This window comes from Streptomyces sp. NPDC051064 (assembly GCF_044455985.1).
GTDB lineage: Bacteria > Actinomycetota > Actinomycetes > Streptomycetales > Streptomycetaceae > Streptomyces.
The window spans coordinates 258154-278746 of record NZ_JBITFK010000003.1; the positions used below are offsets into that span (position 1 = coordinate 258154).

18 protein-coding genes, 1 tRNA gene and 1 pseudogene are annotated in these 20593 nt (G+C 70.5%); 3 read left to right on the forward strand and 17 right to left on the reverse strand.

Features of this window, described 5'->3' with window-relative positions; all coding sequences use genetic code 11:
• Nucleotides 1–50 precede the first annotated feature (50 nt).
• Complete coding sequence (locus tag ACIBCU_RS13030) at nucleotides 51–512, reverse strand: holo-ACP synthase (protein WP_399231196.1); 462 nt, start codon at nucleotides 510–512, stop codon at nucleotides 51–53.
• A gap of 113 nt (nucleotides 513–625) precedes the next feature.
• On the opposite strand from ACIBCU_RS13030, the pseudogene ACIBCU_RS13035 reads away from it, so the two are divergent.
• Nucleotides 626–1646 (forward strand): annotated as a pseudogene (locus tag ACIBCU_RS13035) (branched-chain amino acid transaminase); the annotation flags it as partial.
• Between the two features lie 57 nt (nucleotides 1647–1703).
• Here ACIBCU_RS13035 and ACIBCU_RS13040 read toward each other — a convergent pair.
• The 14 genes from ACIBCU_RS13040 to ACIBCU_RS13105 form a co-directional block, all read right to left on the reverse strand.
• Entirely contained in the window at nucleotides 1704–3062 is a 1359-nt protein-coding gene (locus ACIBCU_RS13040) for a S8 family serine peptidase (protein ID WP_399231198.1), read from the reverse strand.
• Nucleotides 3063–3076: 14 nt separating this feature from the next.
• Nucleotides 3077–4660, reverse strand: a complete 1584-nt coding sequence (locus tag ACIBCU_RS13045) for an amino acid adenylation domain-containing protein (RefSeq protein ID WP_399231200.1) — start codon at nucleotides 4658–4660, stop codon at nucleotides 3077–3079.
• Nucleotides 4657–5232, reverse strand: coding sequence for an alpha/beta hydrolase (locus ACIBCU_RS13050; protein ID WP_362928104.1), 576 nt, complete (start codon nucleotides 5230–5232; stop codon nucleotides 4657–4659). Before ACIBCU_RS13050 ends, ACIBCU_RS13045 begins: the two co-directional genes overlap by 4 nt.
• Nucleotides 5233–5281: 49 nt before the next feature.
• On the reverse strand, nucleotides 5282–5563 hold the full coding sequence (locus tag ACIBCU_RS13055) for a phosphopantetheine-binding protein (protein WP_362928106.1): 282 nt from the start codon (nucleotides 5561–5563) through the stop codon (nucleotides 5282–5284).
• A gap of 7 nt (nucleotides 5564–5570) precedes the next feature.
• On the reverse strand, nucleotides 5571–7091 hold the full coding sequence (locus tag ACIBCU_RS13060) for a radical SAM protein (protein ID WP_362928108.1): 1521 nt from the start codon (nucleotides 7089–7091) through the stop codon (nucleotides 5571–5573).
• A gap of 22 nt (nucleotides 7092–7113) precedes the next feature.
• Entirely contained in the window at nucleotides 7114–7407 is a 294-nt protein-coding gene (locus ACIBCU_RS13065) for a ferredoxin family protein (protein ID WP_362928110.1), read from the reverse strand.
• 74 nt (nucleotides 7408–7481) lie between these two features.
• Nucleotides 7482–8567, reverse strand: a complete 1086-nt coding sequence (locus tag ACIBCU_RS13070; RefSeq protein WP_399231204.1) for an aminotransferase class IV — start codon at nucleotides 8565–8567, stop codon at nucleotides 7482–7484.
• Entirely contained in the window at nucleotides 8564–9814 is a 1251-nt protein-coding gene (locus tag ACIBCU_RS13075) for an acetyl-CoA carboxylase biotin carboxylase subunit family protein (RefSeq protein ID WP_399231206.1), read from the reverse strand. Before ACIBCU_RS13075 ends, ACIBCU_RS13070 begins: the two co-directional genes overlap by 4 nt.
• Nucleotides 9808–10950, reverse strand: a complete 1143-nt coding sequence (locus ACIBCU_RS13080) for a GNAT family N-acetyltransferase (protein WP_399231208.1) — start codon at nucleotides 10948–10950, stop codon at nucleotides 9808–9810. Before ACIBCU_RS13080 ends, ACIBCU_RS13075 begins: the two co-directional genes overlap by 7 nt.
• Entirely contained in the window at nucleotides 10935–12176 is a 1242-nt protein-coding gene (locus ACIBCU_RS13085; RefSeq protein ID WP_399231211.1) for an MFS transporter, read from the reverse strand. Before ACIBCU_RS13085 ends, ACIBCU_RS13080 begins: the two co-directional genes overlap by 16 nt.
• Nucleotides 12176–12760 carry a bacilysin biosynthesis protein BacA gene (locus tag ACIBCU_RS13090; RefSeq protein WP_399231213.1) on the reverse strand — a complete coding sequence of 195 codons (585 nt, stop codon included), beginning with the start codon at nucleotides 12758–12760 and terminating at the stop codon, nucleotides 12176–12178. Before ACIBCU_RS13090 ends, ACIBCU_RS13085 begins: the two co-directional genes overlap by 1 nt.
• Nucleotides 12757–13881, reverse strand: coding sequence for a branched-chain amino acid aminotransferase (locus ACIBCU_RS13095; protein ID WP_399231216.1), 1125 nt, complete (start codon nucleotides 13879–13881; stop codon nucleotides 12757–12759). The genes ACIBCU_RS13090 and ACIBCU_RS13095 overlap by 4 nt, the downstream gene beginning before the upstream one ends.
• On the reverse strand, nucleotides 13874–15079 hold the full coding sequence (locus ACIBCU_RS13100) for a DUF6421 family protein (protein ID WP_399231218.1): 1206 nt from the start codon (nucleotides 15077–15079) through the stop codon (nucleotides 13874–13876). The genes ACIBCU_RS13095 and ACIBCU_RS13100 overlap by 8 nt, the downstream gene beginning before the upstream one ends.
• Nucleotides 15080–15369: 290 nt before the next feature.
• Nucleotides 15370–15454 (reverse strand) — tRNA-Leu (locus tag ACIBCU_RS13105).
• Between the two features lie 189 nt (nucleotides 15455–15643).
• Here ACIBCU_RS13105 and ACIBCU_RS13110 point away from each other — a divergent pair.
• Nucleotides 15644–16981 carry a DUF2254 domain-containing protein gene (locus tag ACIBCU_RS13110; RefSeq protein WP_399231220.1) on the forward strand — a complete coding sequence of 446 codons (1338 nt, stop codon included), beginning with the start codon at nucleotides 15644–15646 and terminating at the stop codon, nucleotides 16979–16981.
• On the opposite strand, the gene ACIBCU_RS13115 is transcribed toward ACIBCU_RS13110, so the two are convergent.
• The gene (locus tag ACIBCU_RS13115) at nucleotides 16966–17832 is read right to left on the reverse strand and encodes a helix-turn-helix transcriptional regulator (protein WP_362928128.1); all 867 of its coding nucleotides are present in this window, start codon (nucleotides 17830–17832) and stop codon (nucleotides 16966–16968) included. The genes ACIBCU_RS13110 and ACIBCU_RS13115 overlap by 16 nt on opposite strands.
• Before the next feature lie 127 nt (nucleotides 17833–17959).
• On the opposite strand from ACIBCU_RS13115, the gene ACIBCU_RS13120 reads away from it, so the two are divergent.
• Complete coding sequence (locus tag ACIBCU_RS13120; protein WP_399231222.1) at nucleotides 17960–18814, forward strand: NAD-dependent epimerase/dehydratase family protein; 855 nt, start codon at nucleotides 17960–17962, stop codon at nucleotides 18812–18814.
• Between the two features lie 64 nt (nucleotides 18815–18878).
• Here the strand turns inward: ACIBCU_RS13120 and ACIBCU_RS13125 are convergent, their stop codons facing one another.
• Nucleotides 18879–20447, reverse strand: a complete 1569-nt coding sequence (locus ACIBCU_RS13125) for an aldehyde dehydrogenase family protein (RefSeq protein WP_399231224.1) — start codon at nucleotides 20445–20447, stop codon at nucleotides 18879–18881.
• Nucleotides 20448–20593 lie beyond the last annotated feature (146 nt).

The window sequence follows — 20593 nt, forward strand, 5'->3', positions numbered from 1 at the left end:
GAGGGTCGCCCGAGACCGGATCGTGATCCGGCCTGATCCGGACGAAAGGCCTAGCCCGGGAGGCCGGCGACGAAGGCGTGCGCCAGGCTCCGGCTGTGGGTGAGAGTGACCAGCCAGGACCGCACACCGGCCTCCTCGGCCAACGTCGCCGCGCGGCCGGTGAGTTGGAGGGCCGGGCTGCCGGACCGGGTGTGCAGCACCTCTATCTCGGTCAGGACCGAACCGGTGAGGCCCACGCCCAGGGCCTTGAGGACCGCCTCCTTGGCGGCGAACCGCACGGCATAGCGCTCGGCGGAGTCGTCGGGGATCTCGCAGTAGGCGCGCTCGGCGGGTGTGAAGACATGACCGGCGAAGCGGGGCTGGCGGGCCAGGGTGGCCCGCATCTCGTCCACGTCGACCAGGTCGGTCCCCACACACAGCACCGGCCTGCCGACGAGACCGGCGGCGGCAGCGGCGGCGGCCTCTCCGAGCCCTCTGACGTCCTCGTTCCCGGTGGCCCGACCGCCCGCCATTCCAAGATCCAATTCTCTTGCTCCGCAAACTGATCGACCGCTGGGGTTCCGAACCGTCACTCCATGATGGGCCACCACCACGATCCTGAATGACGACCGGGGGAATCTCCGCGATGAGTCTGCGGTTCACTGTTCAGCCCAACCCCGACCCGGCGAGCCCCGCCCGGCGCGCCGAGATCCCGGCGGACCCCGGGTTCGGCCGGTACTTCACCGACCACATCGCCCGGGCGGTGTGGACGAAGGAACGTGGCTGGGACGACGCCGCTGTGGTCCCGTTCGCTCCGATTCCCATGCATCCGGCCGCGGCGGTCCTGCATGGCGCGCAGGAGATCTTCGAGGGGATGAAGGCCTACCGGCACTCCGACGGGTCTGTCTGGACCTTCCGTCCGGAAGCCAACGGTGAGCGGTTCGCCCGTTCCGCCCGGCGCCTGGCGCTTCCCGAACTCCCGCAGTCCCTCCTCCTCGAATCGGTTCGTGAGCTCGTCCGCGCCGACCGGGCGTGGGTGCCGGCCGAGGGCGAACAGAGCCTGTATCTGCGGCCGTTCATGTTCGCTTCGGAGCCCTTCCTGGGGGTGCGGCCCGCCGCCGAGGTGACGTACATGGTCATCGCCTCGCCGGTCGGCCCGTACTTCTCCGGCGGGGTGCAGCCGGTGTCGATCAAACTACGCGGCAAGCCTGGCGCCGATGCTGGAAGCCTCCGAGCACGGCTGCGACCAGGTCTGCTTCCTCGACGCGACGGAGGGCCGCTACGTCGAGGAGCTGGGCGGCATGAACCTCTACCTCGTCACGCGCGACGGGCGTCTGCTCACCCCGGAGCTCGGAACCGTCCTGGAAGGTGTCACCCGGGCCTCGATCCTCGACCTCGCCAAGGAGATCGGGCTGGACGTGGAGGAACGTCCGGTGGAGATCTCCGAATGGCAGGAGGGCGCGCGGACGGGAGCGATCCGGGAGGTGTTCGCCTGCGGCACCGGCGCCGCCGTGACTCCCGTGGGGCGGCTGGTCTGGAGGGACGGCGAGGTGACCGCGCCGGACACGGGGGCCGAGGACTCGGTGACCATGCGTCTGCGCCGGCGGCTGGTGGACATCCAGTTCGGCCGGGCGAACGACCCCCATGGGTGGATGCGGCGCCTCGTCCGACATCCCCCGGCACTCGCGGTGCGACCGCCCGGCCGCTGTCGGCGGCCGGGCGGTTCAGACGGTGAGGAGGCCGTGGCCGACCGCGTGGTTCGGGCAGACTCCGCCGCAGTCGTCCCCGGTGATCGAACGCCCTCGGGTCACCGGGAGGCAGGCGCTCACCAGGTCTTCCGTCCTGAGGGCCCGGCCCTGGCCGATGCCCTGCTGCACGGCGAGCGCCGCCACACCGGCCGCGTAGGCCGTCGCCCCCGACGTGCCGCTGGAGACCAGCCAGCCGTCGTCGGGAGCCGTTCCGTCGTAGCTGCTGTTACGCCGGTCGAACAGGCAGCCCGGCTGGGTCGGGAACACGATGTAGTCGCCGTGGGGCAGCATCCCGCAGGGGCCGCACACGTCCGGTACGGTCCGGCCGGGGAAGACCGCCGACCGGTAGCTGGAGGCGAGATCGGAGGCGCGCAGCTCCCCGCCGGGGCCCACGTGGACGCCGCCGACCGTGAGAACCCCGGGCGTCGCCACCGACTGGAACATGGCCTCACGCCGGTCGGTGGAGCCGTTTCCGGCGGCGAACAGAACGGTGATCCCCCGCCGGACCGCGTTGGCCACCTCCAGGTGCAGGTGGGGCTCCTCCCGCAGGGTTCCCCAACTGCACGAGATGATGTCCGGCTCCAGCTGCACCGCCCGCTGGAAGGCCGCGACCGGAAAGGAGAACGCCTCGCCCGCCATCTTGACCATGGTGAGCGACACCCCCGGAGCCACTGCCAGGAGCAGCGCCGACATCGCCGTACCGTGGCCTCGCTCGTCGCTGCGGGGGTCGAGCGGAGTCAGCGCCGGGACCACGGCCGTGGTGTAGCCGTGCGCCCGGTGGTGCGGGTGGTCGTACAGTCCGGTGTCCACCATCACCACCCGGACGCCGTCGCCCCGGATGCCGGACGCGTGCAGCCGGTCGGCACCGGCCAGCCGCGCGGCGTCCTCGGGCAGTCTCAGGTACCCGGCGGTGTGCGGCGGTGGCGGAACGGCGCTCGGCGCCAGCTCGAAGCCCGCGCGGGGCGCCCGGACCTCGGTGATCAGCTCGGGGTGCAGACGGGGCCGGAGCGTGCCCGTCGCGGACAGCTCGTAGCGGACCGACTCCCTGATGTACTTGTTGCGTACGGGTACCACCGTGCTGCCGAAGACCTCTTCGACCAGTCCGTTCTCACCGCTGACGGTGAGGCCGGCGTCGGAGCGCGCCTCGACGGTCAGCCCTTCGCGGGTGAAGGCGTCGGCCAGCCGGTCGACCACGGCCGGCTCCGGGAGGAAGTCCTCCACGGGGTGGAGCAGGAGCTGTGCGGGGTCGTCGCCCAGGCTGAGGCCCCTGGCGGAGCGGGGGACGACGGTCACCGTGCCGCGCCGCCCGAAGGAGGCGAGCTCGTCCTCCACCATGTGGTGACTTCCCTTCACTTGTTCGTGAGTTCCCGCAGGCGTGTGCGGTCGAGCTTGCCGGAAGCGGTCAGGTCGACGTCTTCGTCGGACAGGAAGTCGATCCGGGCCGGGATCATGTAGGGAGGCAGCCGCAGAGCCAGTTCCCGGCGCAGCTCTTCCTCGTCCGGGCCCGTGCCGTCCCGTCGGCCCAGGACGAACAGGCCGATCACCTTCCCTGCCACGGGGTGTTCGGCCGGAACCGCGCAGCAGTCCGTCACCCACTCCACGGCGAGTGCCGCCGCCTCCACCTCGGACAGGTGGACGAGGTTGCCGTTGATCTTCAGAGCGTCGTCGCGCCGGCCCAGGAACATGAGAGCACCGTCGTCCCGGAGGCGGACGTAGTCGCCGGACCGGTAGTAGCGGGCGCCGCCGGAGTCCGGAGGGCTGACGAGGGCGCGTTCGGTGCGTTCCGGGTCGCCGCAGTAACCCGTCATCACCTGCGGTCCGCCGATCAGGAGTTCCCCGGCCTCACCGTCGGGCACCGGCCGGAGGCTGTCGTCGACGACCAGGAGGTCGACGGACGGCAGGGGGCTTCCGATGGGCAGGAACTCCTCGTCGTAACCGGCTATGTCGTCGGTGAGGAAGAGCGTCGCGCTGTGTGTCGTCTCGGTCGGCCCGTACCCGTGGACGTAGGTGAGTCCGGGCACCAGGGCGGCGAACGCGCGCAGCACCGGAACGGGGCAGGACTCGCCGCCGAACCAGAGCCGTCGCAGGGAGCTCAGATCCCGGCGGCCGGCATCGCTGAAACGGCCGACCAGCATGCGGACCACGGAGGAGACGAGCAGGGTGTCGGTGATCCGCCACTCCTCGCAGGCCCGGGTGATCTGTGAGGGCACGCGCAGCCGGGGCAGCAGGTGGACGCTGCCCCCGACCAGGAAGGTCGACCAGAGGTCGACGACCGATGCGTCGAAGAAGAGCGGCGCAACGTTGAGGAAACGCATGCCGTCGTCGAAGCCGACCACCCGCTGCACTCCTTCGAGGAGGGCGCACAGGGAGCGGTGGCTGATCACGACCCCCTTGGGAAGGCCGGTCGATCCCGAGGTGAAGACGACATAGGCGTGGTCCTCGGGGCTCCGGTCCGAGGAGTCCGCGGGGCGGACGTCGGTCTCGGCCGCGGGGTCCCACTGCCTGCCGCCGGGTTCCTCGGGAAACTCCGGTCCGACGGTGAGGACCGTACCGGCGGGCGCGCCGTCGAGCAGGCCGCGGTGCCGCTGGTGGACCAGGGTGACGGCGGGTGCGCACATGCCGAGCAGCAGTGCGACCCTCGCCGAGGGCAGTGACTCGTCCACCGGCGCGTAGCGGGCGCCCAGCCGGAGGGCGGCCCACATGACCGCCACGGAGGCGGCGGACTTGTCCATGACCATGGCGACGGTCGTGCCCCTGCCGACCCCGTGCCGGGCGAGGAGGTCCGCCAGCGCCTGGGTCCGCCGTGCCAGGGTCCGGTAGGAGACCTGCTCCCCGGTGCTCAGGTCCACCACCGCCGTGGCATCGCTCCCGCACCGGCGTTCCAGGATGCCGTCCGCCAGCCGCGGGACGGTGCCGTCCTCGAAGCCGTTCATCCTTCCTCCTGCCAGGTCAAGGGGTCCTCCAGCCGGCACCGGATGGCGTCCAGCAACTCCGGGAAGGTGTCCATCTGCTGGTCGTACGAGCCGAAGTGACCCATGTCGTCCATCACCGTGAAGTCACTGCCGGTCAGACGGTGCAGCTCCTCCGCCACCTCGAAGGGGACCCAGGGGTCGTCCTTCGAGTGGAACTGTGCGATGAATCGCTGGTTGTGCCGGATCGCGTCCCAGTCCCACGGCCGGTCGAAGAACCCGCTGCGGCGCTCCAGCTCGAAGCCGCAGTCGTTGTGGTGGCCGGCCACGGCGAAGGTGCCGAGCAGCGGCGCCGTCTCCGCGTACCGGAAGGCGGTCAGCGCCCCGGACGAGTGCCCGACGATCACCGTGTTCCTGTCCGGGCGGATGACGTCCGTGAGGTACGGAAGCCAGTACCGCATGCGGCCCTTGATGGGGTCGGGGAAGGTCTCGGCCACGACCCGGTGGCCGAGGGCCTCCAGCTCCCGTCTGAGGTACGGGAACCAGATGCCCTCGACGCTCGCCCCGGCGTTTCCGTGGATCAGGACGATCCGCACGTCCGCTGGAGAGCGGGAACCGGCTTCCGCCGGTCCCGTCGTGGCGATGTCAGACAGTGGACACCTCGTCGTCCAGGAGCTCTTGGATCAGCTCGGACAGGGAGCCCAGGGACGCGAAGTTCTCCACCGTCAGCAGTTCCGGTTCGAGTTCGATGTCGTAGAACGTCTCGAAGGCCAGGGTGAGTTCGATCATCTGGGTCGAGTTCAGCGAGAGCCCGCCGTTGAAGAGCGGGGTGCTGGAGGTCAGGTCGACCTTCTGGTGCGGGAAGATCTGGGCGATGACCTCACGGAGGTCGTTCTCGATATCCGCCTGGGTCTTGCGGTCGTTCACCCTCGGTTCAGCTCCTCTCGGGGGCGGCAGGCTTCTCGTCCTGCGTCTTGGGGCGGGTCTGCAGGAAGAGCGGCGTCCGCGGGATGTTCTGCTGGTCCTGGTGGAACGGGTTCCGCTTGTTCTTCAGCGAGAGGTACATGGTGCGGCGGGCCCTGGCCTTCTCCTCGTCGGAGTAGAAGAGGAAGGCGATGTTGCCCGCGTTCTCCCGGCCGGACTCGGTCAGGGTGAGCTCCTCGTCGGTCTCCACGGCGTAGCCGCCCTCGACCAGCCAGTCGACTTCCCGGCGGTACTTCTCGAAGTTGGCGACGTCCTCCTTGCGGACGCTGCCGAAGACCGGGAAGAAGACCATGACGCGGTTCTCGACCTCGTCGTCACTGCAGATCCGGCCCTGCTCGATGGGGAGGATCCCGGCCTCGACGTCACGCATCCACCGCTCGACGTCGGTGTGGTTCCGGTAGCTCCGCTCGCCCATGTAGTTCTCGGCGGCGGGGCCGATGCCCAGCGTGTAGCTGGCGCGGTAGCCGTTGCCTCCGCAGGCGTGGTTCAGGCCGATCTCGCCCGGGTCGTCCAGGTGGGTGAAGAAGTTGATCAGGAGCTGCTTGTCGTAGCCGTAGGCCGCGAGCCCGTCCTTGATCTGCCGGTACTGAACCCGCTCGATGCTGCCCGAGGGCTTGACGTCGGCCACCTTGCCCGCGCGGATCTGCTGGTCGAGCCGCGTCCCCTCCCACTGGTTGAAGCGGTAGGTCTGGACGAAGCTGGGCCGCAGCTCGGCGCAGATGCCTTCCAGGTCCCGGGCGAGGACCTCGTCGTCCTGCCCCGGCAGGTTGTACATCAGGTCCAGCGCGAAGGTGCGGATGCCGGCCCGGCGGATGTTCTCGGCCGTCTGGTGCACCTGCTCGACGGTGGCCTTGATGGTCAGCTTCCGCCGGATCTCCTCGTCCAGCGTCTGCACGCCGAACGAGATACGGGTGATGCCCAGGGACTTGAGCATCTCGATGTACCCGTCCTTGGAGAGGCCGAGCGGGCTGCCCTCCAGGGAGATGCCGTCGACCTCGCTGAGGTCGAACTCACGGTGCACGGCCTCCAGGATGTCGGCCATCGACTCCTGCTCCAGCGCGGAGGGCGTGCCGCCGCCGAACTGGACGTACTTGATCTTCGTACCCTGGAAGTACTTCGACCGGGCGTTACGCTCGATCTCCCGCACCATCGCCTTGACGAAACGCTTCTGCCGCTCCCCCTGGTACTTCGCCGCGGACTCCTTGAAGCACGCGCAGAAGTTGCAGAACGCCTCGCAGAAGGGGATGTGGAAGTAGAGCAGGATGTCGGTCTGCTCCGGGTGGGACTGACGGTCCAGGAAGGAGAAGTACTCCGCCTTCTTCGCCTCGTCGTCGAGGGCGTCCTGGAAGCCGCAGATCTTCGGGTAGAACCAGGTGACGTTGGTGCGCTTCTCCGGGCTCTCGAACTCGTCCTTCAGGTAGAAGTTCGAGTCCAGTCCGAGCATGAAGGGGTTTTCGACTTGGGTCGTCATGACGTCGGTTCCCGCTCTCTGGTCAGGAAGGCTGGCTTTCTGGCTGTCCCTTGGGACCACGGCTCTCGAAGAGGACCGGGTACGTGCCGCTCATCTCTCCGTTGATCTCGATCCACTGGAGCTTGTCCTCCGGCAGGTCGACGTCCGCCCAGATGGCCTCGGGCGGGCATTCGGCGACGCACGCGTTGCAGTCGATGCATTCCTCGGGGTTGATGTAGAGCATGTCGGGGCCCTCGTGGAAGCAGTCCACGGGGCAGGCGTCCACACAGTCCGTGTACTTGCAGCCGATGCACTCGTCGGTGACGACATAGGCCATGTCAGCGGTACCTCCAGGCTTCTTCTTCCAGGTCGTTCTCGGTGCGGCTCTCACCACAGGAAACAGGGGCGCCCTCAGGCATGGACCGGCGCGATCTCGGTCACCCGGCGCATCCACCCGAAGCGGTCGACCGCCTCACCCCGGTGGAGGCCCTGGAGCAGATCGCGGAAGCGCGTGGTGACGGGACCCGCCGCGTCGGCGAGGCGGTACTCCTCGCCCTGGTGACCGAGCGAGGTCACCGGCGCCACCCCGGCCTCCGTCCCGGCGGCGAAGCACTCGGTGACGGTGCCGTCCGCGATGCCCTTGAGGACCTCCGCCAGTTCCACCGGCCGTTCGACGACCCTCGTCCCGGAGTCGCGCGCCAGCTTGACGATGGAGTCGCGCGTGATTCCGGGAAGGACGGAACGGTCGAGCAGCGGCGTGGTCAGCGCCCCGTCGATCACGAAGAAGACGTTGAGGTTCCCGATCTGCTGGACGAGGCGGCCCTGCGGACCGTCGAGCCACAGCACGTGGTCGTAGCCGTAGTTGGCGGCGATCTCGCCCGGCACCACGCCCATCGCGAGGGTGCCGACGGCGTTGATGTCGCCGAAACCTCCGGGCCAGGCGCGGACGTAGCCGTCGAGCGTCATCGCCCGTACGGCCTTCCCTCCCGCCTCGTCCTGGTCCGCCACGGATGCCAGTACGTAGAAGAGACAGTCGTCCACGGGGCCCGCGGTCAGTCCCGTACCGTTGGCGGCCAGCACCGCGCGCAGGTCCATGGCTCCGCCCGGCTCCTGGGGGAGCCACTCCTGGTCCAGTTGCACCAGGGCACGTACGGAGCTCCAGACACGGTCGAAGTCGACCTGGGGCAGGGCCAGCCGACGGGCGCCGTTGTTGAGCCGCTTGATGTGGCTGTCGGGGCGGAACACGGAGACCGTCCCGTCCGTCATCCGGTATGCCCTGAGCCCGTCCACCACGACCTGGCCGCCCTGCAGGGCAGCGGCGGTGGGCCGCAGCGCCGGGATGGCGTCCCGGTCGGCGACGGTCAGTCCCTGCCAGCTGCGGCGCTTCCCGGAGCGCATGAAGAACGCGTGGTCGGTGAGGATCGTCCCGGTGGACGAGCCCGCCTCCGGCTTGGGGCGGGGGGCGGCGGTCGGCGTGACGGTCAGTTCGTTGCTCATACGCGGGCAGCTTCCTCTTTCTTGAGATCACCGTTCTCGTTGTCGACCTCGATGTCGACCATGACGTCCTTGATGACCGAGGCGACCAGGTGCTCGACCCGGTCGAGAGTTCCCTCGAAGTGGATCCGGGCGACCCGGTTGCTGAAGATGTCGTCCGGGTCGAGCACCGCTCCCGGGTCCGCCTCCGGGACGAGGCCCCGGAATTCCGGGGCCTCGGGGAACGGCTCGAAGCCGGTGAGCGTGCCGGCGTACGGGCCGGGCCGGGCGGTGGTGACGAAGGCGAGGCCCGCGCTGACCGGCGACACCGGCGGTTCCGGGTGCCGCCGGCCACGGGCGGCGTCCGCCGCCGCCGCGCAGAGGTCCACCCCGGGTCCGGCCAGCACGAGTTCGGGGATGTTGTCGCCGGCCAGCCGGGCCCCGACCTCGATCAGCACGGGCCCGCGTTCACGGTCGATCCGGGTCTCGATGTGGAACGGACCGACCGACAGGTCGAACGCCGCCACGACGCTCCGTGCGAACTCCTCGAGGACCTCGCCGTACGGGGAATGTGCCGGAGCGGTGGCTATATGGCCCGTCTCGAAGAAGTAGGGCGGGTCCGAGACGAACTTGGTCGTGACACTGGCGACGTGCGGCCCGCCCGCGTCCACCCAGCCGTCGAGAGAGAATTCCGGTCCCTCGACGTACTCCTCGACGAGGGCGATCCGCCGGGGGCTGGGGTGGAACTTCACCTCCCCGGGGTAGTGCACGGACGCGCAGGCCTGCTCGTACTCCTCCTGGTCGCGGCAGAGACTCACCAGCAGGCTGCCCCCGCAGTCGACCGGCTTGACCACGACCGGGAACGGCAGCGGGCACGGCCCCGCGGCCTCAGGGGGGACGGCGACGGAGCGGGGGAAGGAGACGGCCCGCTCGGCACACCGCCGGCGCATCACGTCCTTCTGACGGACCGCTTCCGCCGCGTCCGCGCCGAGCGCCGGAAGCCCCAGCGACCTGGCCAGTTCCGCGCTCTCCGGCACCACGTACTCGAAGCCCGCGACGACGCCGGTGGGCCGGCCCCCGGACTCCTCGACGCAGCGGAGCAGACCGGGTACCCCCTGGTCGGGGTGCCAGTCGACGACGGTGGCGGCCGCGGTGACCTCCGGGGGCAGCAGCTCGGGGAACTGGGTGGGGATCAGACAGGGGACCCCGGACTGCACGACTCTGGAGACGAGGCGCGCACCGGCGGAAAGGGGCTGTACGACGATCAGCACGGGATGACCTCCGATGGTCCGCCTGCGAGGAATCGCTCATCGTCCCCGAGGAAGCTCCAGTCGGGTGCGGGCGTGGGCAGGTCCTGCTCCGAGCGGGACATCAACAGCGTCCGGCGTGGCCGCAGTTCGGCGCCCCGCAGTGACTTCGCCCGGTAGGAGGTGACCCCCAGGTGGACCGCGTCGAGGCCCCGTTCCAGGGCGATCCTCAGCGGCTCGTACACGGTCGCTTCGAAGTACTCGCCGCTGGTGCCGTGGCCGGCCCGGTAGTCGCAGCCGAACACCCGCATGTGCAGCGTCCCGCCATGGATGATCCCCAGCGCGAAGGCGGCAGGGCGTTCCTGCTTGTCCAGCACCTCGGTGATCACCACGTCGTCGCCGGAGCCGATACTCAGACAGCGGCGGAGGTAGCGGACCGCGCCCTCCTCGCTCAGCTCCTCGCCGTGCCGGACCTGCACCTGGACGACGAGAGGCGCGTACCTCTCCAGGGGGACCGACTCGGCGGGGAGGGTCCGGGTCCGGTAGCCGCCCGCGGTCAGCCGCTTCAGGTCGCGCCGGACCAGTGAGCGCCGCGAGGCCGGCAGGGCGGCGACGTGGGCGTCGAACGTCGCGCCGCGCGGGCGGACCGCCGCGGTCGGCAGGCAGGGTGTCGTGACCGTGGCGAACCCGGGCAGCTCCCCGAGCTCACGGGCCTCCTCGTCCGGCAGGTACCACCAGGACACGTGCCGGGCCCCGTACTCCTCGGCGCATTCCAGGAGCCGGGTGCAGAGGGTGGTCATGAGCCGGGACCTGTCGGCGCCCGACAGGCCGGGGCGCAGCAGCATCCGGTTGTCGTACCCGGTGCGCGAGCCGGCGAGCAGCTGGATGTCCGGGGTCCGCCCCAGCAGTGTGGTCTCGTTGTAGAGCGGGTTGCTGTCGCCGCCGTGAGCCATGTGGAAGGGGACGAGCGCGGCGGTCCGGCCGGTCTCCTCGTCGTGTCCGACCAGATAGGCCGTGCTGAATCCGCGGTCGCCCTCCTGGGAGACCGTCCAGCGTCGCGAGGTGTAGAAACCGCCCTCGTCGAGCCACGACTCGTCGGTGCCGGAGGCGTCGAGCCGCGACCGCTCGCTCACCACGAAGGAGGTCAGCCGGTGGTCCATGCCTCGTCCCTCCTCTCGATCGAGTAGTTCCCCTTGATGAGGATCCAGGTGGCCGCCACGCTCAGCACGGCGACCAGAGTGGCCGCCGTCGGAGCGTCGGTGAAGAGCAGCAGGAGCGCGGCGAGGCCTGATCCGACGGGGATGGCACCGAAGGCGAACGTGCGGTAGACGGCGTTGACGCGGCCCAGCATCCCTGTGGGCGACACGATCTGACGGCGAGTCAGGGCGTGTACGTTGTAGTAGGCGATGGCGGTGCCGTACACGAACATGCCCGCCATGAACGCCGCGGCGCCCCAGACGCCCAGGCCGAGTGACCAGAGAGCGGCGAGCAACGCGGCCTGTGACAGGAGCAGGGCCCACACCCAGGACCGGCCGGCGTCACCGCCTCCGTACCTGGATGTCGCTCTGGCGCCGATCACACTGCCGATGCCGGCGGCGCTGAAGCCGAAGCCGAGGAACGCGACGGAGTGGTCCGCCTCCTGCACGACGGCAATGAACAGCACGCTCAGAGCGACCTGTTCAGCCAGGTTGAACAGGGAGCCGGATGCCACCAGGCGGCGCAGCGGGTCCGACGCGGCGACGGCGGTGAACCCGGCGCGAATGGTCGCGTCCTCCTTGAGGGCCCGGTGCCGGGAAGGCTTCGGACGCATCCGCAGGGCCGCTCCGCCCACCAGGTAGGAGACGGCGTCCAGCGCGACGGCGAGCAGCGGGCCGAACCCGGAGACGACGAGACCGCCCACGGCCGGCCCCGCGGTCTGGGAGACCGCGTTGACCGATGCCAGCTGTCCGTTGGCCCGCGTCAGCTCCGGGGAGTCGACGGTGTCCGGGACGTAGGCGAGCAGGGAGGTGTCGAACAGTGCGGTGAAGGCACCCAGCAGTACGGCGGCCGCGAAGAGCGTCCCGTAGTTCAGCAACTCCGCCGCGGACATCGTCACCACGAGGAGCAGGACGACGGCGCGCGCGAAGTGGGACATGTACAGCAGAGGGGCCCGGTCCCGCATGTCGGCCAGTTTCCCGGCGTAGGGCGTGACGATGAGGACAGGGACGAACTGCGCCCCGCTCAGCAGAGCGATCTGCGACGGGGACGCGCCCAGGCCCGCCGCGGCGAGCACGGGCAGCGCGACGAGGGTGAACTGCGAGCCCGCCGAGGACACGGCTTCGCTCACCATGAGGGCCCGGAAGGCCCCGGGCATACGGCGGCCGGACGGCGAGGCGGTGCTCCGCATCACGCCGCCCCGGGCGGGGGGCCCTCGACGGCCTTGCCCGAGTGCAGTGTGAAGACCATGGGCACCGGCCCGAAGTTCTGGACGACCCGCAGCCCCTCGGCGAGGGCTGCCGCGTCGGTGGTGACGCAGGCGTCGAACTCCCCTGCGGCGCAGAGGGCGGCCGCGCGGGAGTTGCTGCTCGTGAGGGAGACGTTACCTCGTCCTGTGACCAGGCAGCTGGGGGCCGGGTGGGTGACGATCGTGGTGACCGTCCCCTGGTCCGGGCGGCTGGCCAGGACCATGTCGTGGGTGTCGAGGATGAAGCTGTCCACCATCTCCAGGCGGTGCAGGTTGCCGAAGACGAGGTCATGCAGGCGCGGATAGACGGCGCACGCGAGGATGGCCTCGGTGCCGTCGAAGTTCATGGCGTCGAGTCCGTCCTCCACCTCGGCGTGGAGGACGACCGTGCCGGTGACCCGCCGGTCGGCGAACCAGTGGTGGGCCGCCTTCTCCAGGTTCGTGCCGGTCGGGCCGAGTGTGTGGATCCGGGTGACTCCCGACAGTGTGCGGTCGAGGTCGACTGTCGCTCCCGAGCGGTGGTTCATGTGTGCCGCCCTCCGCTCTCGTCTGTGTGGGTGGTGGTGGCAGCGGCTCCGGTGACACGGAACAGCCACCCGTGCTTGTCGGGTGTGCGTCCCTGCTGTACGTCGAGCAGGGCGCCCCGGAGACGTCCGGTCACCGGGCCCTCGTCGCCGTCGCCGATGGTCATGTCCTCGCCTCCGGTGCCGAGGCGGCCCACGGCGATGACCACGCCGGCCGTCCCGCAGGCGAACAGCTCGGTCAGGCGGCCGGAGCGGATTCCTTCGCGTACGGCGTCGATCGCGGTGTGCTCCTCCGTGACGGGCAGGCCGAGGTCCCCCGCCAGTGTGAGCAGCGAGTCACGTGTGAGACCCCGGACGATCGTTCCCTCGCACGGAGGTGTGGTCAGTCGCGTGCCGTGCTCGTCGCGCCAGACGAGGAAGACGTTCATGGTGCTGAGTTCCTCGACCCACCGGCGCTCCAGTCCGTCGAGCCACAGGACCTCGTCGTAGCCCGCGGCCTGGGCCCGCGTTCGTGTGTAGAGGCTCGCGGCGTAGTTGCCGGCGCACTTCGACTCACCTGTGCCGCCGCGCACGGCGCGTACCTCCTCCGTCGCGGTGGTGACCGCGAGCGGACGGAAGCCGGCGCCGAAGCAGGGGTCGGCGGGGTAGGCCAGGAAGACGCAGCGGTAGTTCCGCGACGGCCTGAGACCCAGCTCGGCCTCGGTGGCGAGCAGCAGCGGCCGGATGTAAAGGCTCTGCCCGTAGCCACCCGGCACCCAGTGCTCGACGGTGGCGACCAGGCGGGCGCAGGCCTGGGTGAAGAGGTCGGCGGGCATCTCGGCCATGGCCAGCCGCTCGGCTGAGCGCCCGAGCCTGTTGCCGTGGTCGTCCGGGCGGAACAGGGACACCGACCCGTCCTGGCCTCGGAACGCCTTCAGTCCTTCGAAGACGGCCAGTCCGTAGTGGAGGCCGAGGGTCCTCGGGTCCATCGCAGACGCGCCGTACGGCTCGACGGCGGGACCGGACCAGCCGGTGTCCGCGTCCCACTCCACCACGGCCATATGGCTCGTGGGGTAGCGGCAGAAGCCCGGGTCCTGGCGTATACGGTCCAACTCGGCCGTGCTGGACCTTGGTTCGTCAGACATGGACCTCGGCACCCCAGAGACTGAGTGGTGCCAGGGGGCCACCGTACCGGTAGGGCTTGGTCTCGGGACGGCGTAGCAGCTTCCCGTAGAGGAAGTCGACGGCCGCCTTCCGGTAGGCGTCGTCCTCCTCGATCGTCTCGATCTCCTCGATCAGGCCGATGAGTTCGCGGACGCTCGCCACGATCTCCGCTTTCGGGCCCAGCGTGCGCCGGCCGCGGCCGTCGTCGGTGAACAGTCCGTGCTCGGCCAGCCAGGTACCCAGCGCGAAGCCGGTGCCCGCGTCGAAGTTGCGGAGCGGGTCGGGCTGCGCCGGGTAGCGGAAGAGACGTTCCAGCAGGATGTACTCGAAGACGACGGGCCCGAAAGGCACTTCTTCCTCGAAGCAGGCGATCGCCGACTTCATGTCGACCTTGAGCTCCTCGAGGAGCCCGGGACGCCAGGTCGTCTTCAACGCCAGGTGCTGGTCGAGAGGCCGGGGGCCGGTGTGGTGGAAGTAGTCGTGCAGGTAACCCCAGATGCACCGGGCCTGGTAGACGTCCTCGGGGTCGACCTCCGCGGAGACCAGCCGCGACTCACCGGCGAACGGTGATCCGGGACCGCACAGCCGGCTCGTGATCGCCAGGGTGTCGGCGTAGATGTCCACGTGCCGGCTGAAGAAGAACCATGCGAAGTTCTGCTGCGTGCAGGGCGTGGCCGCCGGAATGTTCTCGGGGAAGAACACCACGCAGTTCCCCTCCCGCAGACCTCGGGAGGCGGACAGCAGGCGGGTGGACTGGAACATCGCCTTCGGGTGCGGATACGCGGCCTGGAGGTACGGAGTGCAGTCGGGGTCCTGCCGGACGACGGAGAACGCTTCGAGCTTGACCTCGCGGCGGTCGCTGTTGGGAAGGATCACGGGCCCGACGAACGCGGCCGCCTCACCGTCCTGCGGAGCAGGCACGGCGTCCCGCGTGGCATCGAAGTCCGGTACGCCGGTACACCCGGACTCCTGCCATGCCGTCAAGTCCCGCAGTGTTGCCGCGAGCTGAGAGTCGGGCATGAGGCCGGACAGTCCTGCGACCGCTCCGATCACATCAGCCAGCGCTCGTTCCGCGCCTGGGTCGTGCTGGGCGTCCCTGAACCGGTCGACGGCAGGGACCACATGTCGTTCGAAGTTCAGAATTCCGGCAACACAACGCGGATCCACTCCACCCCCCACGGTGACGATCCTCCCCCGAAGTCGCGGACCCCACTTATCATTTCCGCAACAAACGACCGATCGCCCGGGAGGCTAACAGCCAACTCTCGCCCGCACAATGGGTGTTCGATCTCCGAACGCGCAGCCCCGGCATGCGTCGCACTGTGGGAGCCTGCACTCCATCGGCCGGCTCCGGGCTCGACCTCGGGGCGATCTCGGGCAGGAGCGCGAAACGACGAACGCCCGCCCCGGCCGAAGGCCGGGAACGGGCGTCGATGCCGTCCGCGCGTGAACCGCACGGTACGGATATGTGTCCGAGGGGGGACTTGAACCCCCACGCCCGATAAAGGGCACTAGCACCTCAAGCTAGCGCGTCTGCCATTCCGCCACCCGGACAAGGTGTCTGTCGTCCCGGGGTCCTCCCCGTGGCGACAAAGAAAACAATACCAGGGGTTTGGGGTGCCTCTCACCTGCGTTTTAGGTGGTCAGTGCGGTGCCGGCACGCCCGAGCGCCCCTGACGTCACGTTGCGTACACTCCGTGGCGTGCCGTGTACGCGGCGTGCCGCCGGGCTACCTTCGCGGGCATGAGCGGCAAGAGTGGCACGAGTGGCACGAGCGCGTCCGTCCCGCGGGCGCCCCGCGCCCTGGCCTCGCTGCGGGAGCGGCTGCGGGACACCTTCTGGTGCGCGCCGGCCGCGGGGCTCGTGGGCGCCTTCGCGCTGTGGCTGGTCCTCTCCGAGCTGGACACGCGGATCGTCGCGCATCTCAAGGAGGAGGGGGCTTACCAGGAGCTCGGGGACCTTCTCACGTTCGCCGGGGACGCCCGGACGATCGTCACCACGGTCAGCGCCGCCATGATGACGTTCATCGGTGTCGTGTTCAGCATCTCGCTGGTGGCGGTGCAGATGGCGAGCGGGCAGCTGACCCCGCGTGTCGTCCGGATCTTCGTACGGAGCAGGATCAGCAAGCTCACGCTGGCTGTGTTCCTCGCGACCTTCGCGTTCTCGCTCCTGGTGCTGACCTCGTACGAGGGCGGGGCGGAGCCCGATCCCCACCGGGTGACGTCGGCGCCCCTGCTCCAGAGCCTGCTGACTCTCGGGCTGGTCGGACTGAGTCTGCTGCTGTTCGTCGCCTACGTCTCCTCCACCCTGCGGCTGATGCAGGTCGGGCCCGTTCTGGACCACATCGCCGGCGAGTCGCTCCGTGCGCTCGTGCGGCAGCCGGAAGGGACGGTGGACGAGCTGTCGCTGGGCCCGGTCACCGCGCACGTGGCGCACCGGGACCGGGCGGGGGTGCTCCGGGGCGTGGCGGTCCCACGACTGGTGCGGGCCGCGCGTCGGCACGGGGTCGTGCTGCGGCTGGTGCCCCGGACCGGGGACTTCCTGGTGCCGGGCACGCCGGTGCTGGCCGTGCACGGTGGGGCGGCGCCGTCCCGGCGCGCCCTGAGGTACACGGTTTCGGTCGGCGTCGAGCGCACCCTGTTCCAGGACCCCGCGTTCGGTCTGCGGCAGCTGTCCGACATCGCTCTGCGTGCCCTGTCGTCCTCAATGAACGATCCGACCACCGCGGTGCAGTGCCTGGACCGCATCGTGCAGTACCTCGCCGTCGCCGTCCGTCTGCCGCTCACCCCGCTGCACCACCGGGACCGGCGGGGCTACGTGCGGCTCGTCCAGCAGGTGCCGGGGTGGACGGACCTCGTGGATCTCGCGTTCGAGGAGATCCGGTGGTGCGCCGCCGCGAGCCCTCAGGTCACGCGGCGGCTGCTGGCCGGGCTCGACGATCTGCTGCTCCTCGCCTCCGAGGAGCGGAAGGAACCGCTGCTCAGACACCGTGTACTCCTCGTGGAAGCGGTGGAGCGCACGGTCCCCGAGGCCGCCGGGCGGGCGTTCGCGCTGCGGCCGGACCGTCAGGGGATCGGGTGACGGGGCGGCGGCTGCTCCTGCGGGCCGGGGCTCAGGTCCTGGAGGCCGATGACCCGCAGGAGTTCGAGGCGCTCGTACGTCGGCGTGCCCGGCCGCGCAGAGTGCACGACGAGCTGCTGACTGTGGCCGTCGCTGAGCAGGACATCGCAGTCCAGGTCGAGGAGGCCGACCACCGGGTGCAGGAACCGCTTCGGCGACGGACGCCGCGCCAGGACGTCGTGCGACTTCCACAGCGCTTCGAACTCCTCCGATGCGGCCCGGAGTTCGGCCACGAGTGCGGCCGGGCCGGGGTCGTCGGGACGGGCCCCGACGACCGACCGCAGGCTCGCAGCGTGCGCGCGGGCGTGCTGCTCGTGGTACTCGGGCGGGGACAGCTCCCGTGCACCCGGCACCGTGAACCAGCGGCGGATCAGATTCGTCCCGGTGTGGTCACCACCGGCCAGGGCCACCGCCATGGTGTTCTGCGCGAGCACCTCGCCCCAGTCGCTGACCACCATCGCCGGGAGGTCGTGCAGCCGGTCCAGGATCAGCAGCAGTCCCGGGCGGACGTGGTCGGAGGAGCCGCCCGGCCGGGGCGGCTCCTCGCCGGCCAGGTGGAACAGGTGGTCGCGCTCCGTGTCCGTGAGCCGCAGGGCGCGGGCGAGGGCGGTGAGCAGCTGCCGCGACGGGTGGGAACCGCGGCGCTGTTCCAGCCGCGTGTAGTAGTCCGTGGACATCCCGGCGAGCTGCGCCACCTCCTCGCGGCGCAGGCCAGGGGTGCGGCGCCGCGGGCCCGCGCTCAGGCCCACGTCGCCGGGGGTCAGCCGGGCACGGGCGCGGCGGAGGAAGTCCGCGAGTTCGGTTCGGTCCACCGTTTCAGGATCCCTCGGATCCGGACCCGTATCCAGGGAGTGCCGGTCCCTGGACAGACGCGTCTCTCCCGTCGTCACCGCGGCTCGCCCAAGGTGGCGGCATGGCTACGAAGACGAGGAGGCGGCCATGCTGACATTGGTGACAGGAGCGACGGGCCAGGTCGGGCGACGGTTCGTGCCGCGGCTGCTGCAGAGCGCGGCGGCCGGCGACGAGGTGCGGGTCCTGGTGCGTGACGCGGCGCGTGGCGAGCGGTTCGCCGAGCTGGGCGCGCAGGTGCTGGTCGGTGATCTGCGCGACGCGGGGGTGCTCGCCAAGGCGACGGCCGGCGTGGACGCGGTGGTGAACGTCGCCGCCGCGTTCCGCGGGGTGCCGGACGAGGAGGCACGGGCGGTGAACCGCGACGCGGCCATCGAGCTCGGCCGGGCCGCGGTGGCCTCCGGCGTGCGGCGTTTCGTGCAGGTCAGCACCGGACTCGCGTACGGCGCGGGGCAGGGCAGAGCGCTGGTGGAGAGCGACGAGACGGTGCCCGGCACCCACCTGTGGGGCGCCTACCCGGAGTCCAAGTGGGAGGCCGAGCAGGCGCTCGGATCCATGGAGGGCCTGAACGACCTCCGCATCGGGCGTCTGCCGTTCGTGTACGGCGACGGGGACCCCCATCTCGCCGACGTGATGAAGTGGGCGCCGAAGTGGCCCGCCATGCAGCGCCTGCACATGGGACACCACGTGGACGTGGCGCAAGGCCTGCGGCGGCTGCTGTACGCACCCGGGGCGCACGGCGTCTACAACATCGCCGACGACGCCCCGGTCGCGATGGTCGACCTCTTCCAGTTCCATGGGCTGCCGGTGCCCCAGGAGGCGCTCGACATGGAGGTCCCGGACCCCTGGCACGGCGTGATGTCGACGACCCGCATCCGTCACGAACTGGGCTACCGCCCGCTGATCCCGTCGGTGTGGACGGCGCGGGAGGCGGGCGTGCTGTAGCGGGCCCGGCCGCGGCATGGCCGGAGGGCGGTGGCCCCCGCGCCGCGAGGGCCACCGCGATCGGTCAGGGCATGAGGTGGTAGTCGGGGAAGTTGCCCGGCAGCCGCTCCCCCGGCGCGCCCTCGGTCACGGCCCGTACGAGTAGTTCGCCGCCCACGAAGGCGCCTCTCCAGGAGCCTCCGAAGCCGCCGAAGAGCTCCTCGCGGTCACCTCGGGAACGTGGCTTGCCGTGACCGGTCTTGAAGGCGCGGATCTGCGGGGCCAGTCGCGCGTACGTCGCCGGGTCGTCGGTGGACAGGGTGGCGACCAGGGCGCCGTTGGACGCGTTCATGGCGGCGAGGAGCTCGGCCTCGGTGTCGACCAGGACGATCGTGTCGACCGGGCCGAAGGGTTCCGCGTGGTGCAGCGGGGAGGACGGGGGCGGGTTGAGGAGCGTGACCGGGTGGAGGTACGCGCTGGTGTCCTGGCCCGGGAGGAAGCGGGCGTCCGCCACGGATCCCTGATGGAGGGGGACGGCCCCGCGGTCGATGGCCTCCGTGACCTGGTCGTGCAGCTCCTTGGCCTTGGCGGCGTTGATCAGAGGGCCGAAGTCCAGTACGGGAAGGGGGTCGGAGGGGTGCTCCACGGCGAGGGGGTGCCCGGTGCGGAGAGACCGTACGGCGGGGAGGTAGGCCGCCAGGAAGTCCGCGAAGAGCGTGCGCTGGACGACGAAGCGGGGGTAGGCGGTGCAGCGCTGCTTGCCGTAGTCGAAGAGCTTCGGGATGACCGCGGTGAGGGACGGCCAGTCCGTGTGGTTCCAGATGCCCCAGGTGTTGAGGCCCTCCTGTTCGAGGATGTGCCGCTTGCCGAGGTCGGCGACGGTGGTGGCGATCCGGGCGCCGGTGTCCCGGCCGCCGACGAAGGAGACACAGCCGATCTCGGCCGACCGGACGAGCGGTTCCGACAGTTCGCTTCCGCTGCCGCTGAGGAGGGTGAGCGGGACGCCCTCGCGGGCGGCGAGCGCGCACGCCAGGGTGAGGCAGGAGACACCGCCGTCGGTGGGCGTCTTGGCGATCACCGCGTTGCCGGCGAGCGCCTGTACGAGCATCGCGTGGACCAGCACGGACATGGGGTAGTTCCAGCTGGCGATGTTGGAGACGGGGCCCGCGAGCGGGGTGCGGCCGGCCAGGAGGCGGTCGCTGTGGTCGACGTACCACCGGACGCCGTCGATGGCGCGGTCCACGTCGGCCTGGGCGAGGCGCCAGGGCTTGCCGATCTCCCAGACCAGGAGGAGTGCGAGGAGCTCGCGGTGCTCGGTGAGGGCGTCGAGGGTGGCCGAGACGCGGGCACGGCGTTCGGGGAGCGGGATGTGGCGCCAGGCCCGGTGGGAGTCGAGAGCCGCTCGTACGGCCATTCGGGCGGTATCCGCGTCCAGGCGGGGCGGGCCTGTGATGGGGGTGTTGTCGACGGGGCTGGTGGCCGGGAGGGTGCGGCCGTCCCGGTGCCAGGTGGCGGCCCAGAGGTTGCGGGCCCGGTCGTCCTGGAAGGCCTCGGGGACGGCGGTGAGGCAGCGGTTCCAGGCGTCCTGCCAGGCGGTTCCTGGTTTGAGGGTGAGAGGGGTGGGGGTGGGCGACTGTGCTGGTGTCTGTGTCATCGGGTCTCCGCTCTGGGTGCGGGGTGCGGTGGAACGGGCGCGGGTGGAGCGGGGCGGGCGGGGGCGCCTGCGGCGGACCTGTTCCCCTGTCCGCCCTTCCCGTAACCGGGGCTCCGCCCCGGACCCCGGTCCTCACACGCCGGACG

What these genes read in the sequence shown, in the direction of transcription:
- ACIBCU_RS13125 (WP_399231224.1), bottom strand. Translation starts at nt 20,447, where the DNA reads ATGACACAGACACCAGCACAGTCGCCCACCCCCACCCCTCTCACCCTC.
- ACIBCU_RS13085 (WP_399231211.1), bottom strand. Translation starts at nt 12,176, where the DNA reads ATGCGGAGCACCGCCTCGCCGTCCGGCCGCCGTATGCCCGGGGCCTTC.
- ACIBCU_RS13045 (WP_399231200.1), bottom strand. Translation starts at nt 4,660, where the DNA reads ATGAACGGCTTCGAGGACGGCACCGTCCCGCGGCTGGCGGACGGCATC.
- ACIBCU_RS13065 (WP_362928110.1), bottom strand. Translation starts at nt 7,407, where the DNA reads ATGGCCTATGTCGTCACCGACGAGTGCATCGGCTGCAAGTACACGGAC.
- ACIBCU_RS13040 (WP_399231198.1), bottom strand. Translation starts at nt 3,062, where the DNA reads ATGGTGGAGGACGAGCTCGCCTCCTTCGGGCGGCGCGGCACGGTGACC.
- ACIBCU_RS13120 (WP_399231222.1), top strand. Translation starts at nt 17,960, where the DNA reads ATGCTGACATTGGTGACAGGAGCGACGGGCCAGGTCGGGCGACGGTTC.
- ACIBCU_RS13080 (WP_399231208.1), bottom strand. Translation starts at nt 10,950, where the DNA reads ATGGACCACCGGCTGACCTCCTTCGTGGTGAGCGAGCGGTCGCGGCTC.
- ACIBCU_RS13070 (WP_399231204.1), bottom strand. Translation starts at nt 8,567, where the DNA reads ATGAGCAACGAACTGACCGTCACGCCGACCGCCGCCCCCCGCCCCAAG.
- ACIBCU_RS13090 (WP_399231213.1), bottom strand. Translation starts at nt 12,760, where the DNA reads ATGAACCACCGCTCGGGAGCGACAGTCGACCTCGACCGCACACTGTCG.
- ACIBCU_RS13030 (WP_399231196.1), bottom strand. Translation starts at nt 512, where the DNA reads ATGGCGGGCGGTCGGGCCACCGGGAACGAGGACGTCAGAGGGCTCGGA.
- ACIBCU_RS13060 (WP_362928108.1), bottom strand. Translation starts at nt 7,091, where the DNA reads ATGACGACCCAAGTCGAAAACCCCTTCATGCTCGGACTGGACTCGAAC.
- ACIBCU_RS13095 (WP_399231216.1), bottom strand. Translation starts at nt 13,881, where the DNA reads ATGTCTGACGAACCAAGGTCCAGCACGGCCGAGTTGGACCGTATACGC.
- ACIBCU_RS13110 (WP_399231220.1), top strand. Translation starts at nt 15,644, where the DNA reads ATGAGCGGCAAGAGTGGCACGAGTGGCACGAGCGCGTCCGTCCCGCGG.